The organism is Methylosinus sp. R-45379, assembly GCF_001644125.1.
In the GTDB taxonomy this organism is placed as follows: domain Bacteria; phylum Pseudomonadota; class Alphaproteobacteria; order Rhizobiales; family Beijerinckiaceae; genus Methylosinus.
Map to the genome: position 1 here is coordinate 1 of NZ_LUUM01000069.1, position 4,851 is coordinate 4,851.

Annotated in this window: 6 protein-coding genes; 5 read left to right on the forward strand and 1 reads right to left on the reverse strand. The window is 53.8% G+C overall.

Annotated elements, in window-relative coordinates; genetic code table 11:
* The 5 genes from A1351_RS25105 to A1351_RS03980 form a co-directional block, all read left to right on the forward strand.
* Positions 1 to 1,348, forward strand: a 1,348-nt coding sequence (locus tag A1351_RS25105) for a hypothetical protein (protein WP_198162205.1), incomplete at its 5' end; no start/stop codon positions are given.
* Positions 1,345 to 1,926: a putative colanic acid biosynthesis acetyltransferase gene (locus A1351_RS23650; protein ID WP_371441446.1), complete on the forward strand. Its 582-nt coding sequence runs from the start codon at positions 1,345 to 1,347 to the stop codon at positions 1,924 to 1,926. The genes A1351_RS25105 and A1351_RS23650, both read left to right, overlap by 4 nt.
* A complete protein-coding gene (locus A1351_RS23655; RefSeq protein WP_083967094.1) occupies positions 1,923 to 2,705 on the forward strand; it encodes a glycosyltransferase family 2 protein in 783 nt (260 codons plus the stop codon). Before A1351_RS23650 ends, A1351_RS23655 begins: the two co-directional genes overlap by 4 nt.
* Positions 2,705 to 3,433, forward strand: coding sequence for an FkbM family methyltransferase (locus A1351_RS23660; protein WP_083967096.1), 729 nt, complete (start codon positions 2,705 to 2,707; stop codon positions 3,431 to 3,433). The genes A1351_RS23655 and A1351_RS23660 overlap by 1 nt, the downstream gene beginning before the upstream one ends.
* Before the next feature lie 53 nt (positions 3,434 to 3,486).
* Positions 3,487 to 4,443: a glycosyltransferase family 2 protein gene (locus tag A1351_RS03980; RefSeq protein ID WP_064032291.1), complete on the forward strand. Its 957-nt coding sequence runs from the start codon at positions 3,487 to 3,489 to the stop codon at positions 4,441 to 4,443.
* On the opposite strand, the gene A1351_RS23665 is transcribed toward A1351_RS03980, so the two are convergent.
* The coding region (locus A1351_RS23665) for a glycosyltransferase (RefSeq protein ID WP_157096083.1) at positions 4,373 to 4,851 on the reverse strand (479 nt) is incomplete at its 5' end. The two genes, A1351_RS03980 and A1351_RS23665, sit on opposite strands and share 71 nt — an antisense overlap.

Consider the following 4,851-nt stretch of genomic DNA (forward strand, 5'->3'; position numbering starts at 1 on the left):
CGCGACGCTGCGCGGCGTCGATCGTGATCTGTCGAGCCTCCTCTGGCCCGAATTCGAGACGCCCCCCGAGAGCTTGGTGAGCGGCGACGCGCGTTTCGCAATCGAGGATATGACGCTCTACGCCTCCAATCATCGCCATGTGATCAGCGGCGGTTTCGAAGCCGGCGTCGCGCCGACAGGGGATATCCACCTCCGCCGCATCCGTATCCGCGCCTCCGCCTATCGCGGCCATATCGCCGAAGGCGAGGTCCACAGGCGCGAAAGCGCGCTCAAGACCGGCGTTGGCGGTCCCAATGGCGGCGCGGCGATAAGGCTTCGCGGCGATGGGCTAGTAATCGCCGACAGCGACATATACGCCTCGGGCAGCGCGCTATTCGTGCTCGACTCCCGACGCGTCGCCATCACGGGCAACTCCTTCTACAATGGCCGTGGCGGCTGGTATTCGATCTCCGGCTGCCGAGACGCCATCATCGAAGGCAATGAATTCGTCGGCGCCGATCTCGGCGCTTCGGGAGGCGGCGTCAACACCCTGTTTTCGACCGGCGGCTCCTCGGAAAATATCTGGCTCGCAAAGAACAAGTTCCGCCTCATGCACGCATGGGACCGCGAGGCCATGACGACCGATGGCCCTGGCGGCTCCTATTACGGCCATATCGTCGAGCTCGCGGGGCGGCGGCTGACGCTCGACGGCACGCTGACGCCGGGGTCACATTCTCTGATCCGCCAGGGCGTGTTTATATTGGGCGGAAGAGGGGCGGGCCAATTTGCGCAGATCGTGGACGTCGCGGCCAGCGCCGTCACTCTCGATCGAGACTGGACCGTGGCGCCCGATCGCGGCTCGCTGATAACGATCGTTCCGATGGTGCAGCGTTATTTGATCGTCGGCAATGAGTTCTCCGATGCGGGAGCCGCAGTGCAGCTCTACGGAACATCCGTCGAGCAGGTGATCGCGGAGAACAGTTCCGCGCGAACTGCGGGTTTCCTCAATCAAGGCCGCTGGTATCATCATTTCCAGCCGAGCTGGTATATTCAATATTTGAACAACCGGATCGTGGACGGGACTGTCTATCGCGGAGGGCCCGACAATTTGATCTTTTCTGGCGAGGCGGTGATCGGGGCCTATGGCCTCCCGCATCCACAAAGCCCGCCGCTTACCCTCGGCATCGTGATGCGGGGCAATCACTTGGCGGTGAATGCACGTATCGATTTGGGCGGCTGTGGTGGCGGCGAATCGCTTACACGCGGTGTAGTGATCGAGAGGAACACTATTTTGAATAAGGTGATGCCAGTCAAAGGTACGGCAAGCGATTGCGACTCGTTAGTGCGAGCAAATAATGGTTATCAATGAGCGTGAATATGTCTCCACTTGACGCTAAGGTATCTAGACCCCTCATGGGCGGTCCAAGTTTCAGCCTACGCAATCGTCTCTATAGGGGGGCGTGGAAAATCGTTTGGCTTTTGCTCGCCTCCTGGACCCCTAATTTTATGGGACCCTGGAGGAAATTGCTACTTGAAATCTTTGGTGCGAGGATGGGTAAGTCGGCAGATGTTCGAGCGACAGCCCGAGTCTGGTCTCCAGAGAACCTAATAATGAGTGATCATACTTTAATTGCAGATGGTGTCGATGTCTATAACATGGCCATAATCGAGCTTCACGAGTGGGCTATTGTTTCACAGCGAACGACGCTTTGCGCGGGTACTCACAACTATAGCGATCTGAACATGCAGCTTGTTGCAAAACCTATCCGGATCGAATCCCGTTGCTGGGTTTGCGCCGAAGCTTTTGTCGGCCCAGGCGTAACAATAAAACAAGGAGCGGTCCTTGGAGCGAGGGCTGTTGCGTTTCGAGACCTTGAGCCTTGGAGCGTCTATAGCGGCAATCCTGCTGTATTGTTGAAGGGACGACGCATGGAGAGTGCCGGATGAAGCCAATTTTTTCAATTATCACCGTGTGTCGAAACGATCTTCCTGGCTTAAAGCGCACTTGTAAAAGTGTGTATGATCAAACATTTAATTCTATTGAGTGGGTGATCATCGATGGTGGGTCTACAGACGGTGCCTACGAATTTCTGACGACGTTGGCCGCCGATAATTTCAACTGGATCTCGGAGCCTGACGCCGGAATTTACGACGCCATGAACAAAGGCATACAACGAAGTAGCGGTATTTACTGCGTGTTCATGAACGCCGGCGATGAATTCGCGTTTCCAAATACCTTGGAGCAAGTCAGTAAGTGGGTGAACGAAGGCGCAGATATTTTGTACGGAGATGCGATCGAAGTTACATGCAAGAAGGCTTTTATAAAGAAATCGTATCCTGCAACACGTTATTGGTATAGTATGTTTACACATCATCAGGCTATTTTTTACTTAAGGCAATCGATTTCGTCCGGCTACGATGATACGTTTCGACTGGCGGCAGACTGGGCTTTGACGTCCCGTATAATTCGTGACGGCGGAGTGGCTGTCTATCTGAAAGTTCCTATATGTAAATTTTATCGTGGCGGGGCATCCGATAACCCTAGACTGCGGGGCCTTGCCGATAAAGAACTTTGGCGAATATACCGTGAAGTGCACGGGCATGGGCGCGTGAAAGCGTGGGTGCTATACGTTATTAAGCGAGGGATAAATTTATTTCGTCTTCATGCAGACCCAATATACGCATTGCTGCGAATGCACGCAACTGATGGAAGGGAGCCGTTTTAATGTTAGAAAACTTCGTTCGCAAAGTGTTTTGGCGCTTGGGGCTCGACGTCAAGCGCGCCCGTCTCGCTAGCAGTTCGACTGGACTGATGTTGAATCTTCTTGAGTGTTCGGGTGCATCTATTATTTTAGACGTAGGCGCAAATGAAGGTCAATTTGCTTCAGAGGTTCTTTCATTTAGGCCTCGCCAGCAAATTATTTCGTTTGAACCAGGCTCTAGTGCTTATCAGAAGCTTTCTGCTGCGGCTAGGAAGTGTTCAAGCTGGACCGTAGCCGAAAGAATGGCCTTGGGTGCAGAGAGTGCGGACTTGCTGTTGCATGTGACCGAAAACTCTCAATGCTCCTCTCTACTCGCAGTGGCGGAGGGAGGGCCGAAGTTGGGCACGGCGTTTGAGGTGGTTGGCAAGGAGCCAGTAAAAGTTATTCGGCTCGATAGTTACCAGCCAATTTGTCAGGCGAATGATCAGCTATTTTATCTAAAAATTGATGTTCAAGGGTACGAGATAGAAGTTTTTGAAGGGTGTCGTGGGTTGCTCCCACGTATCGTTGCTGTCCAAGTTGAGTTATCTTTCAAGGAGGTTTACGCAGGACAGGTGTTTGGGCTTGAATCTATAAGGAACTTTTTAGAAGATGGGTTTGTTGTTTATGGAATTTCAAATGGATGGCGTGATAGTTCGACAGGGCAGCTTATTCAGATTGATGTATTTTTAATAAAAAGTTCGGCGCACTAATGATGCGATAAAATCGCAAATGTTCGTATCGGTTATCGGGGGTGTTAAGCGCTATGATCAGTGTTGTTATTCTTTCTTTCAATGAGCAGTTGCACGTCCCGCGGGTTCTTGAGAATTTGCAATCGCTCACAAGATGCATCTTTTTCGTCGATTCGTTTTCTAATGACGAGACCATTGAGTTGGCCGGCGCGGGTGGAGCAAAAAGCTATCAACACGAATTCACTCATCAGGCGCAGCAATTTCAGTGGGCTCTCGACAATTTGCCGATCGAGACCGAATGGGTCATGCGACTCGATGCAGACGAGACGCTGACACCAGAACTCATCGAGGAGATCAAGCAAAAGCTGCCATCGCTGCCGCCGGATGTGACCGGCGTGAACATCAATCGGCGGCACATCTTTATGGGCCGCTGGATCAAGCATGGCGGGCGCTACCCGCTCACGCTTCTCCGCATCTGGCGCAAAGGCTCGGCGAAGATCGAGCAGCGGTGGATGGATGAACATATGGTGCTGTTGCGCGGTCGCGCCGTTACCTTCGACCACGATTTTTGTGACGATAACCTCAAAGACATCGCCTTCTTCACAGATAAGCACAATAAATATACGACACGTGAGGCGATCGACAGGCTGAACGCCGAATATGGCCTTTTCCCACCAGACGAAGGGGTCGAGGATGGGGCGAGCAGCGTGCAAGCGCGTCTGAAGCGATTGGTGAAGGCCCGCATTTACAACAGGCTTCCCTTCGGCGTTGGGCCGCTCGCCTATTTTCTATGGCGCTATTTCTTTCAGGTGGGCTTCCTCGATGGTCGAGAAGGTCTGATATACCATTTCCTACAAGGTTTCTGGTATCGGTTCCTCGTCGATGTGCGCGTGCTGGAATTACGCCGCGCGATCGTCCATCTCGAGAGCAAGGACGCGATAAGGACTGAGCTTGCGAGGCTCACCGGCTTGGACATCGCGTATCCTCATGCCGACCGCAGCTCGCCTGTTGCTCCGTCGCTCCCTGCGTGACATTCTGGATCGTGGCGAGCAAGCTCGTCGCGTTGTTCTCGATGTCGTAACGGGCGAGAAATGATTTCCGCGCGCGCTCGCCCATAGCTTCGCGCTCTTTCCTGGTCATCGAGCAGAGACGGCGAAGGCCGGACTCGATTGCGGCAGCGTCGTCGCTGACGACAATACCCGCGTCATCCGCCTCGATTTCACGCCATATATTGACCTTGTCAGTGATGAGCACGGGGCGCGACGACGCCATCGCCTCGGCGACAACAATGCCGAAATTCTCCTGATGGGATGGCAGAACGAAGAATTCCGCAGCACGAAATGCGCCCCATTTTGCGTCGCCAGTGAGCATTCCGGGCCAGTGTATTCGTGTCGCGACGCCACGCTTTGCGGCGAGCGACTCCAGCCGCGCCCGTAGTC

Coding starts and splice junctions, on each gene's coding strand:
- A1351_RS23660 (WP_083967096.1), top strand. CDS start 2,705: ATGTTAGAAAACTTCGTTCGCAAAGTGTTTTGGCGCTTGGGGCTCGAC.
- A1351_RS23650 (WP_371441446.1), top strand. CDS start 1,345: ATGAGCGTGAATATGTCTCCACTTGACGCTAAGGTATCTAGACCCCTC.
- A1351_RS23655 (WP_083967094.1), top strand. CDS start 1,923: ATGAAGCCAATTTTTTCAATTATCACCGTGTGTCGAAACGATCTTCCT.
- A1351_RS03980 (WP_064032291.1), top strand. CDS start 3,487: ATGATCAGTGTTGTTATTCTTTCTTTCAATGAGCAGTTGCACGTCCCG.